Source organism: Thalassotalea marina (genome assembly GCF_014656435.1).
In the GTDB taxonomy this organism is placed as follows: Bacteria; Pseudomonadota; Gammaproteobacteria; order Enterobacterales; family Alteromonadaceae; genus Thalassotalea_C; species Thalassotalea_C marina.
The window spans coordinates 1-21232 of sequence record NZ_BNCK01000011.1; the positions used below are offsets into that span (position 1 = coordinate 1).

Genomic DNA, 21232 nt, shown 5'->3' on the forward strand with positions numbered 1-21232 from the left:
GCTTAGCGACAATAGCGTTGTAGAAAGTTCCCATGTGAGAGTAGGACATCGCTAAGCTTCTATTCCAAAGAAAAGGCCGTCTTCACAGACGGCCTTTTTTTATGGACAAAATTTATGGAGTACTCTCACGAGAGTAGGGTTAAAAAGGTTAACAGCCAAGATGAACAATTTCATGTTGGCCCTTTTTAACCGAATGAGCTCTGCGAATTCGCGGGCCTGAGCTAAGCTTTTAATTAAAAAGAAGAGCCACTCATTGAGTGGCTTTTTTTTAACTCAATTTTAGTTGTCCTACTTTCGATTAGGGAGAAGCAGGATAGGATTGAATAAACAGTTTTATTCAATCCCTGATGAGCGCATTGAGCTCTGCGAATTTGCAGGGCTGAAACCTAGAAAAACCCGTAGTTTGCTTTACGGCGTTACGATTTAAAATTTACTCATAAACCTCGTTTAATGATAACCAGGAATATTCTCTCCTAGTATAATATCTCGTGTTACCAGCCAAACACCTGCTTTATTTTTTTTAGGTTCAGACAGCCCGCACCCTCCTCGGCATAGTGTTTTACTTTTTTTATCAGCAGATAACAGTGGATCGTCACTAAAGGTTATATCATCAATGTAATAAGTCCCTCTGTTTGGTTCAATTACATGAAAGTGGATATGTTGTGGCTCTCTACCATTAGGGTACGCAACTGGACGTATACTATTAAAGCTATAAGCACCGCTAAGATCTGTTTTCGCCCAGCCTCTTAACTTGCCATGGAAAGTATCGCTTTTTGGGTATTTGCCTGTAGCATCGGTTTGATAAGCATAAACGATAATATTTGGTGCTGGCTTTCCTTCTTGCGTAAATACGTTTCCGGTTATTTTTAATGGCTCTCCTTGCTCTTCAGTTGGTGAAATTCTGCTATCAGATTTTATTTTCTTTGGCATATTAACAAAAACATTTTCGCAGCCTTGGCAAGGTCCACCAATAACAAGTTCATTAGCATCTGCAATAGCGGTAAACGTTAATAAAGTGGATATTAGTAAACAAGTTGTACGCATCATTGGTTCCTCTATTTGATTGGTTTAAAAGTGGTCATTTTTAATAAGGTGTCATCTTTGACTACAAAATGGTGGTAAAGCGCAGCAGCAATATGCAGAGCAAGTAATGGGATAATTAACCAAGCTCCGGTTATTTGATGAATAATGTCAGCAGGCTGTGACAATGCACTTAACGTAGCGTTTACAATGTCACACAATGCTACTGGATTGTGGCGATGAAGATCATAAAAAAAATACAAGCTAATCTGGCCTTTTCCACAAATAAAATAATCTGCTTTAGACAGATAGCCGCTAAGTGGCATTATTATCATGATCAAATATAGAGTGCCATGAAGAATACGTGAGGCGTTAGCTACTTTTTGGCTTTTGCTATTAACTCGTGGTGGCTTATCAATTAAGCGCCAAAATATTCGTAATACAACTAAAACAGCTAAAGTTAAACCAACAGAAAAGTGTAGTTGAATAGCATACCAATTTTCCTTATCGGAGATAGCAAACCATTCACGAAAATAAATGGTCAAATAGCTAATTATAAAAAGAAACGCAGTTAGCCAATGAAGCCATTTTGTGACAGTGCCATATGTTGTATGTGTGTTTCTGATATTCACAAAGGATTAATTCATCTTGTACTTTTAATGGCAGTACAATTACTCGTGAATACGATGTTTTCAAGCTGGAATGATTTAAGACGATGACTTTATATGTCGACAAGATGACTTGAGTCAAATTGCTGTTTAAAAGCTTTGACGTAATTTCTACTTAACCTGACTTCCGTGCCATTTTCTAAAATCAGATCATAGTCTCCATTTAAACGAGATTTATAAGAAAGTACTTTGTCGATGTTTACGATCATAGAGCGGTGAATTCTAATAAACCTATGATCAAGTTCGCTTATTATTGATTTAAGCGTAGCTGAATATAGGTGTGTTTTCTGTGCTAATTCGACATTCACATATGGGGTAGCTGATTTGATAATAATGATATCTTCAAGCTTTATTATCTCATGGGTCCTGCCTGAATTTATGGTTAAATATTTATGAGAAGGCTCTACAGTCTTGATTGTTAACGGCGCTTGTTTTGCTTTGTTGAGTTGCCAATACTTAATTACCGCTATAAAGGCGCCATAGACCATCAGTATACTGACCAAGTCGTTGCTAAGTGTAAAAGTTAGTACTTTAATAATTCCGTAGGCTTGATCTCGAAATATGCTGGATAATATCCAAATAGATAAAGCGACTAACAACACATGTACAGAGGTGTATAAAGCAAATACCTTTATTAAATTTGGGGTGCTTGTGGAAACCTTATGATTGAATAGTTTTTTGATGCTCAGTAGCAATGGAGGAAAGTAAAACCAAACGGTTTTAAACAGCAATGATTCTTCAAAATAGAAAGATGAACTATTACGCTTGGCATGCAAATAATCTTGAAAGATAGCAATACATGCAATTGAAATAAAGAGTATCAGCAAGATTAAAATTAACCTGTTGTTGAAGTAATCTTTTGACATGTTGTACCTCTACAGATTTCCCATTACATCTGCATTAATCCAAGGACTTTAACGTATCAAAGATCTGAGATGACAAAGCCGTAAAGTTTTGGTGGATTGACGCAGATAGTTTTTCCTCTTGGTCAAAGTCAGGTTGCTCTAGTAAAGGGATTTCAATAACTGAATATTCAGGCATCACCTCACTTATCCATTTATGACCTTGCAGCTTTTGCCAATAGTTAATTTGAATCGGTTTCGTTTGACCAAGTAACCAAAGTTCAAACTGTACTTGTTGATGGTTTAACACTATCGCTAGTTTAAGTTTGCGGTGTTTCAGAAAATCATTTTGCAGGTAGAAATAAGTATAGTCGACGTAACCATGCAGAATGTTAGCAACAGAATATTCATTTTTGTATTGATTGTTAAACTCAGTTCTTAGTTTTTGCACTATACCAACTAAGCGCTGATAGGTTTGCTGAAAGTGCCCGTCTGCTAGCACTTCTTTGTATGCTGGAATTAGTTTATTTAAGCTGGAACCAGACATGTCCTTTCGCCTTTTGACTTATATATTAACCAATAAATTGATGTACATTATGCTCATACTCAGGGTTACGATACTTGCAAGACTCATCATTAATGTACGTTCCGGAATAACATGAAGAACAAGCTCTGGCATTTGTTTTAAGCTTTGGTAAGAAGGAATAAACCAAATGCTATATTGCTCAAATTGTTGAAATTTAGTCATGGCTTTGTTGAGCAATAGTTTAATGCCAGACAAATACATTAAAACAAAGGTAGAAGCGCCTAATACTTCTATTAACGCCATCAATTCCATGCCAAGCAACAGTTCTGGGCCGGCAATAACCATTACTAATAGCATGGCTAGTATTTGCCAAATGCCTTTTGATAGCAGGGCTTTAATTTTAGTGAGCATTTCAGTTCCTTTTATATGCTAGCGTACTGATAAACACAGTTATATCAAATTAGACAATTTTTAGCAGCACTCAAGTGCTGCTAAAAATTCGTGAAGCTTTTATTTTTAATAATGCCTAGCCTTTGGTTAACTTCTTTAAAGCTTTTTGTGCATTGCGTTTCATGCTTTTATCAGTGGTTAGTGTTAATAGTTCCTTATAGGCGCTAATGGCTTTAGTATTTTGTTCTGCTTTAACAAGTAACTGAGCATATTGTTGTAAGCTTTCAAGATAATCTTCATCCTTTACAGCACTTTCACTTAGTAGATGTGTGCTCGCCGCTATTCCTTTTTCGATTGCAAGCCGTTCTTCTTTACTGAACATTGTGCTGTACCAACAGGCGGCATCCCATTTAGTGTACGCTTCATATGAAGGGGCAGGTAACATGCAAGCTTGATAAAACAGCTCACCCGCTTGTGTTACTTTGTCAAAGGTCCATAGTAGTTGTGCTGCACGTTCAACTATTTCAACATTGTTTTTGTATTGTTGCGCAATATCACTGGCATATTTTATCGCTTTGCTTTCCTGTTGCGTATTTTGCAATAAATCCATGTAAGCAATATGTGCATACGGCGTGTTTCCTTTTAATAGCATTGCGACGATAGGCTGTTGTTGCTCGCTGTCGCCGCCCATCATAGAAGGCTGACCATACGCTTTTGCAGCTTCCATTTGATATCTAGCATTTGTTGGCTCTAGTTTAGCCGCTTGTGTCATCGCTTTAACGTAGTGGCTGTAAATCGACATTTTGGAAAACATATTGCTGTTTTTAGCAATGGTTTGCCATAAATTTCCCGCCCAATACTGCACCTTTGCATTGTTTGAATGTGTTTTTGTAAAGGCCTCTAACGCATCGTCTGCATCATCTTCGTCAAGTTGTACTCGTATCGCAAGTAGTAGCAACTGTTCGTCGGTGTTAAGAGGTCTATCTAAAGCATGCAGAGTTGATCTAATAGTTTGATAATCTCTTACATAATAGCGTTTTTCTAATTCTTGTTGTTTGAATGCTGGCTTGCTAATTGTCTCTGCAAATATCGGCTGTGACATCGATAATGTGATTAAACTTGCCGTTAAAAAGGCGGCCTTAACCGCATGATTAATTTTCATCATGTACTCCTAAGTGGTCAGTAATAGAAAAAGTAGGAAAAGTTAGGTGTACGTGAGCAAAACTTATTACAGCGATCCGCTCACGTACTGTCGTGCTAATTAATAGCGATAACGTTGTCTGACAGGTTTCGATCAATTGTGTGTAGTTTAGGATCTACCTGGACATGAGTCGGTTTGTTGTTAGTGAACAAAGTAACTTGAGTGTGCTCTTTGTTAAATTTCACTCTTTCAATTAACATGGCATTGTTATCGTCATAGGCTGGGTAACCGTCATATAATGCAACGTCTATGTCTTCATTGATTTTAACGGCTCTTTCTTCCCCACTTTGTAAATCTAAAGCCAGTTTTAATACGCTAATATCAACAGTCGTTTGATATTTGTTTTGCCCATCAATGGTCACTAATTTCGTTTTAGCTTGTTTCAATTCTAGGCTGTGAAATACCACTCGTTTAAACAAGTCGTCGATTTTTTCGATCTGTTGTTGACTAGCCTGCTGGTAAAAGGCGTCTAAAACATCCAAGGTTGTCGCTTTGTAAGGGTAACCCTTTTCAGTTAATAACTGCTTTAACGCTGCGTTAATTTTCTCTTCACCTAAGATATCAAGCAATGTGTACATACTATGTTGACCTTTACCGTAGAATAGGTGCGAGTCATGACCCATGCTAAACAGTGGCTGTTCTACGTCATTCATGTACGGGCGTACTTTTAAATAAAAGTCTAAAGATTGATTTACTAAGTCAAATGCAGTTGTAGCTCCATAAACATGTTTTAACATGACCAACTCAGTATATTTGGCTAATGTTTCTGTCAACATAGCAGCACCAGCAATATAGTTTGGCTCCAAATAATCGCCCCAATATTGATGAGCAAATTCATGAGAAATTCCACGTAACTGAGGATTAAACTCGTTCAAGTCTACTTGTCTGCTGTCTAGGTTAAACATTCTATTTTCCACCCCTACATACATACCAGGTTGAGAGCTACCAAATGATTGAGCCGCTGAGAAATAAGGAATTTCTACTACTGCATAATGTTCACCTTTGTAAGGGATATAATGCTTGGCAAAATAGTCCATTGATTGTGTTAAAGCGGTCAATATCATCTGGTTATCTTGATTATGCTCAGGTGCATGGTAAACCGTAAGTTCAACACCATTATGCGTTGTCGTTTCTGTATCGAACTCAGCAGAAACTACCGCAAGTTGTGCTTGAATAGGTGCAGCAGACTGGTAGTGGAAAAAATGGCGTTGTGCTTCTATCCACTGTTTTTTAAGTGTACCAACTGTCACAACAGATTGTGGTGTTGTTGTTGAAATGATGGCATCAAACATTAGTTTGTCATTGGCAACAACGTGCATACCTTGCTCTGGTATAGTGCGTGTTAGTTCGGGCAAGTTATGCTCTTTACGATGTTCAGCGTCGGTAAGCACATAACGCTGGTTAAAACCAAACTGAGGGATCACATCTTCAACTTCTATATAACTACCACCTGCAGTTACATAGTGTTCGCCATCTAATTCGGCAAACGCGTTATGTGTTGCGTTAATCGTAAACTCTAGTGAAGTTTTAGCGTTTGGTGCTAAAGGTGAAGCTAAAGTAAACAACATGGTTTGGTGAGCCTGGTCATGTGTCGTTAATACCGCATCAGTAAGCGCTACTTGATAATTCACATGGCTTTGGCGTAATACTGATACCAATACCTCATTGATTGGCTCATCAGTTTGGTTTTCAATGATATAACTACCGCTTAGTTGATAACTACGTTGCTCTGGGAATATATCCATGGCCAGTTTTACGTCAACAATTGTTGGTATCGCTTTACCTTCGAACGACTGATATTGTTTTTCGTAGTCTGCCATTAATGCAATTTGTTGCTCTTCTGTCATAAAGGTATTAAATACATTTGTTTGGTAGAAGATATAACTAGCGCTGGTGATACAAACTACAGCTAGGCTTGCTAATAGTACACGGGCTTTTTGTGTCAAACCTTCAGCCGTTACCGTATTGCCACGCTGCCAATACTTAACGGTAACAACACCTAAAATACCTGTTAATGATAACCAGTAAATGTTGTACCAGTGTGCAGCTTGTGCATGATAAATTGTGTCTGCCATGTCAGAGAACATGAAATAAGGCTGATAAGCAAATACCGTTAATGGGTGGTCAAGTAACAGGCCTTTGGCTATGCCGTTTAACACAAATACACCAACACCTAGCAACAAACCAATTGCTTTAACTTTGGCAAAGCGCTGCAAAAATAAGGTTAATAATGCGGCCAATAACATAGGTACACCGCTGTAATAAAACAATAATAAGTACTGTTGTGGCTGAATGTTGAAATAACCTTGTGATAATTGGAAAACTATCGCAGAGATAATACTCACTAAAATCAACGTGAAACCAATGGCTAGTACTGCAGCTAATTTAGCTAAATAGAAGGTGAAGTTATGAGTTGGTGTGCAATCGACTAGCGGTGCAATTTTTACCAAACGTTCATTCCAATAAAGCTCTACGGTGAAAAAGATCACCACTAACATACCAATTTTGGCTAATGGCTCTTGTAACCAACCTAAAATTAAAGCGGTTTGTGGTAGAAATGATTGGCCACCAGCAATGGGTCCTTCCAAAACACTGCTGATCAAGTTACCTAAAGTAAAAACAACAGTAGTGAACAATAGCACCAAGAATATTTTGCCTCGTGTCGCAGTAACGTATTCAATGTTAAATTTTGACCAAGCAACAGACCAGTTAATTTGGTTAAAGTTGATAAGCGGCTTAATGCTTTTATATGGCTCGACATTATTATTGTTGTCAGCGCTTTCATCAGCCTCTTTTTGAGCAGGTTTTGTTACCTTGATTTTATGTTCAGCGCGAAAGCTAAATGCTTTATACGTGAAGACAAACAAACTTAAACTAATTGCTAACCATAAAATACGGTTAAACAATAGTGAGCCAGTTAGTGATGGCATAAATGTATTGCGTTGCTCAGCACTCCAATAGGCTGATTGTTCAGCAAAAGCAATAAGGCCATAAGGTTCAAGTAACGAGGCAAAGCCATATCCTTCAGACAATACTGAAGAAGAAGCCATCAATGGTGAGTTACCTAATATTGAACCTATGATGTAAACCACGTACAGCACGATGCCTGAAACAAATACCGCAATCATATTCTTGCTTAGCATTGCGGCAGCAAATACAAAAGACGTACACAGAAATACGCTTGGTACAATGAACAGTAAATAGTTGCCTAGGTAGTAACTTAGGTTAAATGGACCAACCAATTCAGCTTCTAAGAACAAAGGTGTGATCATCATGCCAATTAGCGCTAAAAATAATACGGCACAAGTGGCAATGGCGATGCTGAAATAACGACTGGCCAAATACTTAAATTTATCTATAGGTGTAGTAAAAATAAGAGCTTCCATTTTGTATTGGCTATCGCGCAATACCGTAGCAGAAGCCAAAACACAGGTAACAAAAATGATATTTGGCGCAATAAACAGTAATGTTTGGCTGATGGCATGAGCGGAGTTTGCATAAACTAGCGCTGAACCTCGTTGCGTGGTAATTAATACCGCCATCCATACCATAGCGAAGGAAGCAGCCCAAAAACCACCTTGTTTAATTTGTTGTTTTAATTCAAAGGGCAATAACTTAAGCAACATCTTGACCTCCTTGATTAGTAGGGCCAATACCTCTGGCCTTATTCAGTGTAGAAAAATAGACGTCTTCTAAGTCTGGTGAAATAGGTTGAAAACCAATTTCTGGTTGGAATTCACTTTCCACAATCAACTGGGTTTTACCGGTAATTAATCGTTCTGATAACACGTTAAATTTAGTGCGGTAGTCTGCAACTTCTTGCTTACTGACCATTTTTGACCAAATGCGGCCATCTAGCGTATTAATTAACGCCGCTGGTTTACCGTGCAACTGAATTTGGCCGTCGATTAAAATAGCCATGTTAGGACAAAGTTGGCTAACATCTTCAACAATATGTGTTGATAAAATAACAACAATGTTTTCACTAATCTCACATAACAAATTGTGAAAGCGGTTACGCTCTTGTGGATCTAAGCCTGCGGTTGGTTCATCAACAATGATCAGTTTAGGATCGCCCAAAAGTGCTTGAGCGATGCCAAAACGCTGCCTCATTCCACCTGAATAGGTTGCAACTTCGTTATGGCGTTTGTCGTATAAGTTGGTTAAATGCAGCAGACTGTCTATTTGAGTTTTACGTTGCTCTTTGTCAACAATACCTTTTAATAAGGCCAAATGATTAAGTAATTCGTAGCAGCTCGCTTTTGGGTACACACCAAATTCTTGTGGTAGATAACCTAAACATTCACGCAGAATATTGGGGTTTTTGATGATGTCTTTATTGTCAAAGCTAATTTGTCCATGTGACGGTTGCTGTAAGGTAGCAATAGTGCGCATCAATGACGACTTTCCTGCGCCATTAGGGCCGAGTAAGCCAAACAAGCCAGGCTCTATGTCAAGTGATACTGATTTAAGGGCTTGAACTCCATTGTCGTAAGTCTTTGATAAATTTCTTATTGTTAACATGCGTCTTTCCAAGGTGCTATCTATTTATGCGTATAGTACAATCGCCAAGAATTAAATAAATAACGAAATGACGAACGACGACTAAACCATGTCGAACGACGCATTTTGCATTAAAAAGAAGAATATTTTGAACGTTTGGCTAAAAAGTATTGCGCTAATTTGTGGCTATGGCGCTAGCTTATATCTTATTTATCTGGCGACCAACCCTGAGGTGTTGATCGTATTTTTAACCGTTAGCATGATGCTGCCTCTTATCTATTTGATACAAGATAGAGCAAAACAAAAACAATATATCGACCATTTGCATCAAGAAACACTCAAAGCTGAACTGAGCTTGTTAAAAAGCCAAATTAATCCTCATTTTTTCTTTAATACCTTAAATAATTTATACGGTTTAGCGGTTGAGAAATCCGATCAAACCGAAGAAGTTATATATCGATTATCACAAATGATGCGTTTTACTATTTATGATGGCCGAAAACATACCGTTTCTGTACAAGACGAAATTGCCTATCTTGAAAACTTTATTGAATTAAATCAGTTGCGCCATCAGCATCGTTTAGATATTCAATTTACGCAAAACATTACTGATGCACAGCAACGTATCCCTCCACTGTTATTTATCAATTTGCTAGAAAATGCCTTTAAACACGGTGTTGATACGTTAACAGAAGGGCAATACATTCACTTTTGTTTTACTACTAAGCCTGAATTGATTGAATTTGTGATTGAAAATAATTTTGATAAATCGGTATTAGAAAAAAATAAAAAACAACGTACAAGCGGTGGTATAGGACTAGATAATTTAAAACGTCGACTAGTGTTACTGTTTCCTGACAAACATAAAATAACGACTGATGTTTCAAGTAATACTTATAAAACAACTGTTTCGATTGACTTAACTTAGGCGTATTAACCCGATGAAATACCTGATTATCGATGATGAGCCAGCGGCACATAAGCTTATCTCTCGATTTGCACAAAACTATCCTGAACTAAGATTAATTGGTCAGTGTTTTAATGCCATGCAGGCGCAAACTATGATGCAAGAGCATCAAATTGATTTGATATTTCTTGATATCAACATGCCGCAAATGACTGGCTTTGAATTTTTAACGGCATTAAAACAGCCGCCACAAATTGTTGTTATTTCTGCGCACCAAGAGTATGCGTTGGAAAGTTACGAATATGAGATAACTGATTATTTACTTAAACCATTTAATGCTGAACGCTTTGCCAAAGCGCTACAAAAAATAACAGATAAACATGCTTTGATAACAAGTCGGCTGCAAAGTGAGGCTAGCCCCCACGCCTTGCAAGAAAGTATCTTTATTAAAGATGATAAAAAACATCACCAAGTGGCATTAAGTGAACTACTTTATGTCAAAGCAAATGGCAATTACACCTCAGTTTACTTAAAAGATACTCAGCTACTGAGCCAAATGAAAATCTCTGACTTTGAGCAGTTATTACCAGAAGAATACTTCTCACGAGTGCATCGTTCCTACATGGTTGCCCATAATGCGTTAACGTTAATAAAAGCCAGTGAAGTTCATCTTGGCGATGTAATTGTGCCAGTAGGTCGAGTCTATAAAGAGAAAGTTGCACAATTAATTAAAAAATAAAGCTTTTCTAATGTTTAAAATGAAACTGAATATGAGGCATTAAAAAAATCCAATCCTGGATTATTGGAGTTAAGTCCGCCATTACTGTAATGCATATATCGAATTGCAAAACGTTGATTATTGTTGGCACCAAATGCGAATGATAATCCGAGCCTATCTTCAAATTGGTAATGGGAGCCAATGTTTTTGCCTGCAAATTGGGTATCCTCGACCAAGGATATGCCAATACCAAATTCCCATCTCAATGGATACTTGCCTTGAACATAATAAAAAGTTTTACTTATGACGGGGGATAGGGCAATAGCATAGTTTGCCTGATGCTGGTTGTTTTCACCGTATTCCCAAAAATTAACACTTATCTCCCAGTATATATCGAGATATTCGAAATAAGGCGCACTATCAATACGTCTTGTGAGTGGTCGATAAGCGAGGCGTAGACCTGAAATTTGATCTGAGCCAATTAATAGATCAACCGCCACAGATTGTGTTTTTAAGCTAGTTGACGCTTGAGCAGGTGAGCTAGTTAACAAGATAATTAGCGAGATTATGGTAAATCTCACTACATTTATTGCCGTTTCCACAGGTTCATTAACCTCTAACATTTGTTAATGCAGCCTCAATTTCGCTATCGGCTGACAAGTAATATTTGGCAGGTAATGTAATGGATGTCAGCTGTTGAAAAGCCACTGTTAGTATTTAAAACAAAACCAATAGTCTTAAAGCGATTATTAGTGTCTAAATTTGAAAAATCGTAAAATTATATGAGGGCTGGCAGATAGAATTTCTGTGGGTAGATATGTGGTTATGGAAAGAGATAAAGCTTCAGGAATGAAGCTTTATCTTTATATCAATTAAAACGATAATTTATTTAAAACATCGTCTTCTACCAAGTTAGCTAACGTCACTTTTAACTTAGGTGTACGTTGCATTTCACGTTTAATGGCAAAGTTGGCTTCTTCGTTACGTGCCCAGCTGCGACGAGCAATACCATTGTTAACATCAAACAATAACATGGATTTTAAACGACGCTCAGCCGCTTCGCTACCGTCAAGCAACATACCAAAGCCGCCGTTAATCACTTCACCCCAGCCTACGCCACCGCCGTTGTGGATAGAAACCCAAGTGGCGCCGCGGAAGCTGTCACCAATCACATTGTGAATAGCCATATCTGCAGTAAAGCGACTACCGTCATAAATGTTAGACGTTTCTCTAAATGGTGAATCGGTACCTGACACATCGTGGTGGTCACGACCTAGTACTACTGGGCCAATCTCGCCGGCGTTAATGGCATCGTTAAATGCTTTGGCAATTTCCATGCGACCTTGAGCATCGGCATACAGAATACGCGCTTGTGAGCCTACAACTAACTTGTTTTGCTTGGCGTCTTTGATCCAGGTAATGTTATCTTGCATCTGCTGCTGAATTTCTTCAGGTGATTCAGCCATGATCTTCTGTAACACGTCGGCAGCAATGGCATCGGTTTTATCTAAATCTTCTGGTTTACCTGAGGTACAAACCCAACGGAACGGGCCAAAACCGTAGTCAAAACACATAGGACCAAGAATGTCTTGCACGTATGACGGGTATTTAAAGTCAATACCATTTTCTGCCATTACATCTCCACCAGCGCGTGAAGCTTCTAACAAGAAGGCATTACCGTAATCGAAGAAATAGGTACCACGTGCTGTGTGTTTGTTTACCGCATTGGCGTGACGCTTTAATGTCGCTTGTACCTTTTCTTTGAAGACTTCTGGTTCTTCACGAATTAAGCGATTTGATTCTTCATAGCTGATATCAACAGGGTAGTAGCCACCAGACCAAGGGTTGTGTAATGACGTTTGATCTGAGCCTAAATGAACAAAGATTTCTTGTTCATAGAAAGTTTCCCAAACATCAACAATGTTACCAATATAGGCAATTGATACCACTTCTTCATTCGCTTGTGCACTTTTAACACGGCTAACTAACTCATCCATGTTATCAATTAATTCATCCACCCAACCTTGCGCATGGCGTTTAGTTGCCGCTTTTGGGTTAACTTCAGCACATACGGTAATACAGTTGGCAATGTTACCTGCTTTAGGTTGAGCACCACTCATGCCACCTAAACCTGCGGTAAGGAAAATTTTACCTTGTGGGCTTTCACCTTTGGCGAGGACTTTACGAAACGCGTTCATCACTGTAATGGTTGTACCGTGCACGATACCTTGTGGGCCAATGTACATAAATGAGCCAGCAGTCATTTGGCCATATTGCGTAACACCTAAGGCGTTAAACTTCTCCCAATCATCTGGTTGAGAGTAGTTAGGGATCATCATACCGTTGGTCACTACAACACGAGGTGCGTCTTCCGAAGAAGGGAATAAGCCCATAGGGTGACCTGAGTACAAGTGTAATGTTTGATCGCTTTCCATTTCACTTAAGTATTTCATCGCCAACAGGTATTGTGCCCAGTTTTGGAAAACCGCGCCATTGCCACCGTAAGTGATCAACTCTTCTGGATGTTGAGCAACCGCAGGATCTAAGTTGTTGTCAATCATCAGCATAATCGCTGCTGCTTGTTGACACTTAGCAGGGTAATCTGCAATTGAGCGCGCTTTTAATTGGTAATTAGGCTTAAAGCGGTACATGTAAATACGGCCAAAATCTTTAAGCTCCTGGGCAAATTCAGCGGCTAGCTCTTGATGCCATTCAGCTGGGAAATAACGCAGCGCATTTCGCACGGCTAGTTGCTTTTCTTCAACCGATAAAATGTCTTTGCGCTTTGGCGCGCGGTTAACGTCTTCAGGGTATGGCTGTGCTGGCGGTAACTCTGTAGGGATACCTTGTTTGATGATGTCTTGAAAAGTCATGATAAATCTCCCTGATTAAGCGTTAAGTGTTGCCGATACATTAAAAGCTTGTGATTTAACCATGTTAATAATGGCATCAATATCAGGCTTTAATAGACGATCTTCTTCAAGTTTGGCGACTTTTTCACGAATAATAGCAAAGTTCTCTTCAATAACGTCAGAGCACTTATTAGGGCGTCTAAAGTCAATCGCTTGTGCTGCGTACATTAATTCAATGGCAAAAATCTTTTCTAAGTTACCTAAGATTTGATTAAATTTACGGCTTGAAATACTGCCCATTGATACGTGATCTTCTTGACCCATCGAGGTTGGCACGCTGTCAGCTGATGGTGGGAAACACAGTGATTTATTTTCAGTAACTAACGCAGCGGTAGCATATTGTGGGATCATCATGCCAGAGTTTAAACCACCAGAAGTCGTTAATAAACGTGGTAATCCGTGCAAACCTTCTAATAATAAATAACAACGACGATCAGAAATATTACCAAGCTCAGCGGCTGCAATAGATGCGTAATCTAATACCATGGCAAGTGGTTGACCGTGGAAGCTACCACCAGAAATAGCTTCTTCTTCACTGATCACAATCGGGTTGTCAGTCACTGAATTCATTTCTGTTTCAGCAAGCTCTTTTAAGTGGTTATAGGCGTTACGTGAAGCACCATGCACTTGTGGAATACAACGCAGTGAATAAGGATCTTGTACACGATCACAGTTAGTGTGTGATGCCATGTTTTCCGAATCTTTAAAGAAACTTCTCATGCGAGCGGCTACTTCAATATTGCCTTCAAACGGGCGCGTTGCGTGTAATTCTGCTCTAAATGGAGATTGGCTACCTTGCATGCCTTCAATGCTCATCGCCCCTGCAACGTCAGCTAAATCAAGCAAATAGCGCATTTTGGTCAAGCCAGTAATAGCGTGCGATAAAATAAACTGTGTACCATTAATTAACGCTAAACCTTCTTTAGCGTGCAACTCCATTGGTGCTAGGCCGTGTTCTTTTAATGCTTGAGCCGCTGGAATTATTGTATCGCCTTGCCAGAACTCACCTTCGCCCAATAAAGGTAAAAAAAGGTGAGACAATGGTGCTAAGTCACCCGAAGCGCCCACTGAACCTTGCTCAGGTACTACTGGGATCAAATCAAGTTCGATAAACGCCAACATACGTTCAACCGTTTCTAAACGAATGCCTGAAAAGCCTTGGCTTAACGCGTGTACCTTAGTGATCAGCATTAATTTAGAAATGTCTTTTTTAATTGGCTCACCAACACCGACGGCATGTGTGATCAGTAGGTTTTTTTGTAATAAGTGTGTTTCTGCTGGCGTGATTTGTGTATCACATAAAGGACCAAAGCCCGTATTGATGCCATAGACGGCTTTGTCTGAAGCTGCCATTTTTTCCACACGTTGGCGGCTTGTATTTATTTTATTGATGGCTTCTTGGCTAAGCACTGCGTTGATGCTGCCATTAGCGATACCGTTAACAGTATCTAAATCTAGACGGTCAATACCATAATGAAACGTCATGTGAATGCTCCTAAGCAAAATGCTATTTATGACAAGCATTTTACCTTGTTCATTAAGTTTTATAGATGCATAATTATCGTAACTTATTCCGATATTATCAAACTAATGGTGGTTTACCGATGCAAGTACAAGACGTTGACTTAAAGTTATTAAGAATTTTTGTCGCTATTGTTGAATGCGGCGGTTTGTCAGCTGCCGAATCAAGGTTAAATATTGGTCGTTCAACCATTAGTTCTCACCTGTCGGATCTTGAAGTGCGTTTGGGCATTAAATTGTGTAAGCGCGGTAGAAGTGGCTTTGAATTAACTGAGCCTGGTCGTGTAACTTATCAAGCGTCTTTAGAATTATTGCAACAGTGTGAGGCATTTGCTTCAACGGTTGCTAGCTCCAAAGATGAGCTATCGGGCCGGGTAACTATTGCAGCAATTGATACTATGGTGAGCGATCCTCGATGTGGTTTAGCTGACGCAATCGCTGCATTAAAAGCCAAAGGCACCAATATTCAATTTGATATTAATGTTTGTGAAGCGCGAGAAGTTGAAACATCGGTGGTTAATGGCCGTTCGTTAGTAGGGTTAGGGGTCAGTCGTCATCAACTTAGAGGGCTTGAATATTTCCCACTGCACAACGAAACCAACTTTCTTTATTGTGGTGACAAACACCCTTTGTTTAATTGTAAAGCATCAGATGTTGCCAAGTATTTGAAACAAGCTGAAATGATCACCAGTAACTATACCCGAGATAAAGAAGTCAGAAATGATGGCTTAAACTACCAACATAGCGCCACAGCCTATCATGATGAAGGTATTGCTCATTTAATCTTATCGGGGGAGTTTATCGGGTATTTACCTGAACATTATGCCAATTACTGGGTTGAAAAAGGCCAAATGAAAGCGATTCGCCCTGACAAGTACCATTATCAAATACCCGTGATGTTAATCTCATCAAAAAACAATGCGATATCACCATTAGCTAATGCTTTAATTGAAGAAATTAAACGCTGTCACCGGTAGCATAGCCTTATGTTGTTGCCGCTTGTTTATTCATTTTAAGTTCTTGATTTGCTGATATGGAGTTTGGTGGAGATGGTTTCCATCATGAGGAAAATTCATGATGGAAGCACTATTTAACCCTCTACTAACTCAGAAAAGCTGCGACCAGTCAATTTGCCTATTTGTTTGAAGATATAAAACAAAATAGCAAACATCGCGATCATGGTAGGAATGGCTATAGCGGGATAACTAATGCCCATCATGTAACCGAGTTGCTCATTAAATTCTTCAGTTCCAGCTGGCGCGACTACTATCCATTTAGCTAATAAATAATTCATCACTGAAGAAAATACAAAGGTATAAACTAAAAATAAATTAGCACGTAAAATTACCATTTTATAGGCGTTTAATTGGCGTTTTTCTTCTAGTAATTTGTACAAACTGTCCTGCTCTAAAATACCACTCATAAACAGGAATTTCTCTAATATGGGTTTACCTAAACGGCCAGTGACAAAAACAAATGTGGCGATAAGACCTGGTATTAGGGCTTCCTTAACTGCTAGCCATTGATTGTCTAGCTCTAGTAAAGCGATGCCACCAGTTAATAGGGTGCTGATCACGCCTAAAACTGACAAATAGTTCAAAGTACGTTGTTTACTATACTCATAAATAGCATAGCCAATTGGGAAAGCTAACGCGGTGTAAAGTCCTAACTCGACGCCTAAATTTTCTGGATCTGAAAACTTTGTCAAAATGACAACAGGGATAATGACGTTAAACAATAATTCAATCAGTGAATTACTGTTCTTTTTCTTCTCTACCAAGTGAACTCCAATACTCATTCATAGGAAAAACCAGCCCTAGTATTACTCGGTTGCCTGTTAAAGACAAGCTTGCGCAGCCTGGTTGGCTGCGTTAGCTCTTTGGAACAAATGTGTTTAGTGTTTTTGGGTGGATTTCAATGACGAGTTTATCATCACTGTATAGCTCGCCATCTATAACATAATCAATAGCTTGCTTAGCACTCACTTCAATGCGTTTAGCGGCTATATATTTAAAAGCGGCTGATTTATCTTTAAGACCTAAACTCGATAACGTTAGATCTGATATCGCAAAAATTCTATCGGCTAATGACGTGTCACTGTCTAAATGACTAATGTGTAGTTTACCATCGTCTGCTTGAGGTTGAGCGCCACCTTGCGCCAGCATAGTACTAAAGGGAGCCGTATTGGCGATAACTAAGCTGTGAGTCTCAATAGTTTGTGGTTCTTCATCATCTAAAGTTAATGTTATTTGCTGCTGCGAGCCAGACACTACGGCATTAAAAAAGCCGGTTAAGTAAGCAAACTGCCCCATGGCATTTTTCTGTTCACGATGAGCGTACTCGATCATCTCTTGTTCAAAACCAATACCTAAAACCAGTAGCATTAAATGATCGTTACAGGTCGCGGTATCAATTTTTTTCACTTCGCCGTATAGCAGTGTATTACACGCAGTTTCAACAGGTGAAATTTTTGACGAAACGCCATATAGAATATGACAGAGTGCATTAGCAGTGCCTAACGGAATAATGCCCAAGGCAATATCTGTTTTAACTAACTGGGTTGCAACTTCTGTTACTGTTCCGTCTCCACCAGCGGCTAATATCGTTGTTGCACCTTGCGCTATCGCCTGTTGAGTCAAGGTTTTAGCCGACACATCTTCGCGTGTTTCTAATATCGCTAGGCGGTGTTTTTTGGTCAACTCACGAATTAAATGCTCTTTACTTTCTAACCATTTACCGCCGCCAGATACAGGGTTAGCAACTAGCCATGTAGGCTCAGCCAATTTTAACGCTTCTTTACGACGAATCGCGTGTAATACTTTGATCTGAGCTTTATTCAGCCTTGCTGTTTGTCGAATATCGTTTAACTGTTTTAACACTTGTTCAACGGTTAAATCGTTATCTTTGCTGAGTAAATAGGCCGCAACAACAAACACCGAACGGCCACGGCCAAGTGCACAATGCACAACCACAGATCTTGATTGTTGGATTTGGCAGTCAATCCAGTTAAGCGCATGACGCAGTTTACGTAATGAAGGTACTTTATGGTCAAGTGTTGGAATAGCCAAATAGTCAAACGTTTTGTCCGTCATCGCACTTTCTAAGCCTGAAAATTCTGCAGTAACGTCAACAATACAAGTGATATTTTCGCGCTCTAACTGTTCAAGATCCGAGGGGAATAAACGGCGAGAAAGAAACAAGTTATCTTGTACTTTTTGAATAGGTGGCACAGGATCATTTCTTCTAGCGATGGCGTTATAAGCTCTTGCCGATAATAAAAAAGGAATAAATGCCCAGCGAATCCAAGAGGCAATTTTACCATCGTCGTTTTTTCTAAAAATCGACGGAATATCCGCAAAATAGGCAATAGTCACTAGTAAAAATGATAAGCCAATCCAGCCAAAAAAAGCTGTTAATACAACAGTTGGTAATAGTAAGGCTAAGCCAAATGCAATAATAGCAACTAATAAATAGTATTTAGCGATAAACATAAAACGTCCTATTCAAAAAATTAAAAGCTTGGGTGGTGTTTAAACTGTATTAGTTCGCTACCTCATCTTTATATTGGTCAGCCAATTGATGTTTTTGTTTTTCTGATAGCACTTTGCCTGCCATTTTAAAGAAGCTTTGTTCCTCTTCTTCTAAGTGATGTAGCACTTTGTCTTTGAGCTTTTTGACTAAGGTTAACCAAGCGGGTGAATCAAAAGCTGTTTGGTCAATTTCGGCAATAACCTTGTCAATGGTATGGTGCTCAGCAATGCCGTGACGTGTCATATCAATTGTTTTGTCACTTTCTATCAATGGGGCATAAAAATAACGTTCTTCTGCAATAGCATGCACTGTTAACTCTTCTTTAAGTTGACGATAAAATGCCTTACGTGTATCACTGCCTGGTGACGTTTCTAATAGTGCATTAAGTAATAAACGTTGCTTTTCGTGACTGTCATTTAACACATCAAATATAGTATTCATGTAAACCTCTGTTTAGTAGATCGTTTGGTGTTACGACTTGATAATATTAGAAAATAGTAGCGTAACTACTTACCCTCAGGTTGGTATAAGAAAGAGTGCTAAATCAAAGAAAACAATAAGTTAGCAGTCTCTTATATTTCTAGGTCGATATTTTCGTCTGAATTCAAAATAACGCAGAAATCAGTAAAAATAGCACCTAGAAACGCATTGCTTATGCGAAGCTGAGGTTACTTAGGCTTTTTGACCGTTCTTGCGGCTTGTATAAAACTCAATGCGATAGCAAAAACAACCAGGGCAGCAAATACATAAAACAGAAATACTGCAATGTTAGTTGCTGTGCCTGCAATACCAGTAAAGCCCAATAGTGCTGCGATAATTGCGATCACAAGAAAAGATAAAATCCAGCGTATCATCATGACTCCTTCGCGTTTAACATTGAATAAAGGTTTAAAAGCAAAGAGTATTCCAAATAGCTTAACTAATTGATTAATAATGTATAAGTTGGTTTTTTGGTGGTATGGGGCTGAGGAACTACAGCAATATTGTGAAAATATTACATAGCCTTTGAGGAAAATATTTCAACAAGGAGGAAGTGGTTGAGGGCGCACTTAATCGCGCGCCCACGAGATGCTTACGATATTTCGTCTACATCGCTATATTTTTCAAGTTTGTTGTATAAGGTTTTAACACTAATATCTAACACTTTAGCTGTGTCACTTTTATTACCTTGTTGCTGCTCTAGGGTGTTTAATATGGCTTGTTTTTCTAGTTCAGCCAGAGGTACACCCGCAGGCACATCAACAGTATTTTGTTGTTCGTCGCCTGATGCGCCAAGTACGATGTGTTCGTTATTGATCACATCGCCAGCCAAAATATAAGCGCGTTCAATGGTGTACTTTAATTCCCTAACATTGCCAGGCCACTGGTGGTTTTGTAAGGTTGTCAGCGCATCTTCACTGATTTGCTTGCCAAGTTCTGCCTCAGCATTTTTATAGGCAAGAAAATGTTTAGCCAAACCTTGAATATCGTCACCACGGCTGCGAAGTGGTGGCACATGTAATAAAAATTGCGCCAACCTAAAGTATAGATCTTCACGAAATATACCGTCACTTACCGCTTCGGCTAAATCTCGGTTAGTTGCCGCAATAATGCGCACATCAGCATGTAATACCGTGTTGCTGCCGACAGGTGAATAGTCACCTGTTTCCAAAACGCGAAGCAGTTGAACTTGCAAGTCTTCAGGCATTTCAGTCACTTCATCTAAAAACAAAGTGCCGTTTTTCGCTTGAGTAAAGTAGCCATCTCTTGCTGAATGAGCGCCAGTAAAAGCCCCTTTTGTGTGACCAAATAAGTCACTTGAAGCCAACTCTTTGCTCAATGCGCCGCAGTTAACTGCGATAAAAGGCTGTTCTGAACGCTCGCTGGCATTGTGGATCGTATGAGCTACTAGTTCTTTACCGACACCACTTTCGCCAACAATTAATACGCTGGTATCAAACATCGCTACCTTACGCAGGTTGCGATACAGCTTTTTCATCACTTTTGATGAGCCAAACAATAAACCAAATTGGTCAAGTTCGCTGGCTTTAACCGTATGTTTTTTGCCTGAATCGCTTTGATATTCTTCCAGTAAATCTTCGATGAGCTCAGCGATATGTTCGGCATCTATGGGGGTTCTGTAGTGGAAAGCAGCACATTTTAAAACCGCTTTGTCGAGTATCGGGTTAGGTAACCCTTCACTGAGAAAAATGATATCGGTATTGGGACAGAACCTTAACGCTTCAAGTTGTTGGTAATCCATTTGGTTAAAATTATTGCCATCAATAATGGCAACTTCAGGAGAGTTACCAATATCCTCTAACCAAGTGGCAGATTGACTGTACAGTACGGAAAAGTCAGCCTCTAACGATAACTTCGCAATAATTTCTTTATAGCGAGGATCGGGTAAATGCAGTAACGCTAATGGGGTTGACATATTTAAATCGTCCTAATGATAAAGCTTGTCATATTTACAAAGGCTTCTGTAAAAAGTTCTCATGTTTACTTGGGCTA

At 39.1% G+C, this 21232-nt stretch carries 19 protein-coding genes; 3 read left to right on the forward strand and 16 right to left on the reverse strand.

All coding sequences use genetic code 11. The annotated features are described in order from the left end of the window. Nucleotides 1-447: 447 nt before the first annotated feature. The 8 genes from IE199_RS19340 to IE199_RS19375 all read right to left on the reverse strand — a co-directional run bounded on the left by IE199_RS19340 (nt 448) and on the right by IE199_RS19375 (nt 9171). Nucleotides 448-1047 carry a dioxygenase family protein gene (locus IE199_RS19340; protein WP_229854860.1) on the reverse strand — a complete coding sequence of 200 codons (600 nt, stop codon included), beginning with the start codon at nt 1045-1047 and terminating at the stop codon, nt 448-450. Nucleotides 1048-1055: 8 nt separating this feature from the next. Then, nucleotides 1056-1652, reverse strand: coding sequence for a cytochrome b (locus IE199_RS19345; protein WP_189773989.1), 597 nt, complete (start codon nt 1650-1652; stop codon nt 1056-1058). A gap of 89 nt (nt 1653-1741) precedes the next feature. Next, nucleotides 1742-2554 carry a LytTR family DNA-binding domain-containing protein gene (locus IE199_RS19350; RefSeq protein WP_189773991.1) on the reverse strand — a complete coding sequence of 271 codons (813 nt, stop codon included), beginning with the start codon at nt 2552-2554 and terminating at the stop codon, nt 1742-1744. A gap of 34 nt (nt 2555-2588) precedes the next feature. Next, entirely contained in the window at nt 2589-3077 is a 489-nt protein-coding gene (locus tag IE199_RS19355) for a DUF7000 family protein (RefSeq protein WP_189773993.1), read from the reverse strand. 18 nt (nt 3078-3095) lie between these two features. Next, nucleotides 3096-3467, reverse strand: a complete 372-nt coding sequence (locus IE199_RS19360) for a hypothetical protein (RefSeq protein WP_189773995.1) — start codon at nt 3465-3467, stop codon at nt 3096-3098. A gap of 115 nt (nt 3468-3582) precedes the next feature. Next, the gene (locus IE199_RS19365) at nt 3583-4611 is read right to left on the reverse strand and encodes a hypothetical protein (protein WP_189773997.1); all 1029 of its coding nucleotides are present in this window, start codon (nt 4609-4611) and stop codon (nt 3583-3585) included. Between the two features lie 92 nt (nt 4612-4703). Further along, nucleotides 4704-8273: a M1 family aminopeptidase gene (locus tag IE199_RS19370; RefSeq protein WP_189773999.1), complete on the reverse strand. Its 3570-nt coding sequence runs from the start codon at nt 8271-8273 to the stop codon at nt 4704-4706. Next, nucleotides 8263-9171, reverse strand: a complete 909-nt coding sequence (locus IE199_RS19375; protein ID WP_189774001.1) for an ABC transporter ATP-binding protein — start codon at nt 9169-9171, stop codon at nt 8263-8265. Before IE199_RS19375 ends, IE199_RS19370 begins: the two co-directional genes overlap by 11 nt. Before the next feature lie 88 nt (nt 9172-9259). On the opposite strand from IE199_RS19375, the gene IE199_RS19380 reads away from it, so the two are divergent. Both IE199_RS19380 and IE199_RS19385 read left to right on the forward strand, forming a co-directional pair. Next, nucleotides 9260-10078, forward strand: coding sequence for a sensor histidine kinase (locus tag IE199_RS19380; protein ID WP_189774003.1), 819 nt, complete (start codon nt 9260-9262; stop codon nt 10076-10078). Between the two features lie 13 nt (nt 10079-10091). Beyond that, nucleotides 10092-10796 (forward strand): LytR/AlgR family response regulator transcription factor, encoded by a 705-nt coding sequence (locus IE199_RS19385; RefSeq protein WP_189774005.1) that lies wholly within the window; start codon nt 10092-10094, stop codon nt 10794-10796. 14 nt (nt 10797-10810) lie between these two features. Here IE199_RS19385 and IE199_RS19390 read toward each other — a convergent pair whose 3' ends face one another. The 3 genes from IE199_RS19390 to hutH form a co-directional block, all read right to left on the reverse strand. Further along, nucleotides 10811-11398, reverse strand: a complete 588-nt coding sequence (locus tag IE199_RS19390) for an acyloxyacyl hydrolase (RefSeq protein ID WP_189774007.1) — start codon at nt 11396-11398, stop codon at nt 10811-10813. 249 nt (nt 11399-11647) lie between these two features. After that, nucleotides 11648-13648 carry a urocanate hydratase gene (hutU, locus tag IE199_RS19395; protein ID WP_189774009.1) on the reverse strand — a complete coding sequence of 667 codons (2001 nt, stop codon included), beginning with the start codon at nt 13646-13648 and terminating at the stop codon, nt 11648-11650. A 15-nt stretch (nt 13649-13663) separates the two neighbouring features. Beyond that, a complete protein-coding gene (gene hutH, locus IE199_RS19400) occupies nt 13664-15172 on the reverse strand; it encodes a histidine ammonia-lyase (RefSeq protein WP_189774012.1) in 1509 nt (502 codons plus the stop codon). 119 nt (nt 15173-15291) lie between these two features. Between hutH and IE199_RS19405 the strand changes: the two genes are divergently transcribed. Continuing rightward, entirely contained in the window at nt 15292-16185 is an 894-nt protein-coding gene (locus IE199_RS19405) for a LysR family transcriptional regulator (RefSeq protein WP_189774219.1), read from the forward strand. A gap of 113 nt (nt 16186-16298) precedes the next feature. Here the strand turns inward: IE199_RS19405 and IE199_RS19410 are convergent, their stop codons facing one another. The 5 genes from IE199_RS19410 to IE199_RS19430 all read right to left on the reverse strand — a co-directional run bounded on the left by IE199_RS19410 (nt 16299) and on the right by IE199_RS19430 (nt 21155). After that, nucleotides 16299-17006, reverse strand: coding sequence for a VC0807 family protein (locus IE199_RS19410; protein WP_189774013.1), 708 nt, complete (start codon nt 17004-17006; stop codon nt 16299-16301). 73 nt (nt 17007-17079) lie between these two features. Continuing rightward, complete coding sequence (locus IE199_RS19415) at nt 17080-18699, reverse strand: diacylglycerol kinase family protein (RefSeq protein WP_189774016.1); 1620 nt, start codon at nt 18697-18699, stop codon at nt 17080-17082. Nucleotides 18700-18748: 49 nt separating this feature from the next. Further along, nucleotides 18749-19180 (reverse strand): hemerythrin domain-containing protein, encoded by a 432-nt coding sequence (locus tag IE199_RS19420; RefSeq protein WP_189774017.1) that lies wholly within the window; start codon nt 19178-19180, stop codon nt 18749-18751. 227 nt (nt 19181-19407) lie between these two features. Continuing rightward, nucleotides 19408-19593 carry a DUF1328 domain-containing protein gene (locus tag IE199_RS19425; RefSeq protein WP_189774221.1) on the reverse strand — a complete coding sequence of 62 codons (186 nt, stop codon included), beginning with the start codon at nt 19591-19593 and terminating at the stop codon, nt 19408-19410. A gap of 218 nt (nt 19594-19811) precedes the next feature. After that, the gene (locus IE199_RS19430) at nt 19812-21155 is read right to left on the reverse strand and encodes a sigma-54 interaction domain-containing protein (protein WP_189774019.1); all 1344 of its coding nucleotides are present in this window, start codon (nt 21153-21155) and stop codon (nt 19812-19814) included. Between the last annotated feature and the right edge of the window lie 77 nt (nt 21156-21232).